General features: G+C 65.3%; 1 protein-coding gene. It reads left to right on the top strand.

Going from position 1 to position 572, the window contains the following annotated elements:
• Window positions 1-572: Bug family tripartite tricarboxylate transporter substrate binding protein (locus AB4Y93_RS28800; protein WP_441897216.1), on the top strand; the 572-nt coding region annotated here is incomplete at both ends.

Below are 572 nucleotides of genomic sequence, written 5' to 3'. Positions count from 1 at the left end.
CGGTCACGCAGATCAACGCGGCACCGCTGGCTATCGTGGTATCGGCCAACGCCCCGTGGAAGACCTTCGAGGAGCTGGCCACCCAGGCCAAGGCGCAGCCACAGAAGATCACTTACGCCACGCCCGGCAACGGCACGCTGTCGCATCTGGTGGGCGTGGTGCTGGACAAGGACAGCAAYGTSTCGCTGCAGCATGTGCCSTACAAGGGCGCKGGGCCGGCCATCAACGACCTGCTTGGCGGACAGGTGGATGTGCTGATCACGTCGACGTCCTCGGTGGCGGGCTTCATCCAGACCGGCCGCATGCGGGCATTGGCCGTCACCAGCCCGCGCCGTCTCGGGGTATTCACCAAGGTGCCGACACTTGAAGACCTGGGCTATCGCAATGCACGCTTCGAGGACTGGTACGGCTTCTTCGTACCGGCGGGTACGTCGCCGGAACGCGTGGCGCTGCTGAATCGCGCCATCGTGCAGGTGCTGCAGATGCCGGACGTGGTCAAGACGATCAACGAAGGCGGCAGCGACGTCGTGGCCAACACGCCGGAGGCATTCGCGGCGCAGCTGAAGCAGGAC

Source organism: Paenibacillus sp. YAF4_2, assembly GCF_052113225.1.
Taxonomy (GTDB): domain Bacteria; phylum Bacillota; class Bacilli; order Paenibacillales; family Paenibacillaceae; genus Pristimantibacillus.
The sequence above is the reverse complement of the archived record's forward strand: the minus strand, read 5'-3'. Positions and strand labels throughout refer to the sequence as shown.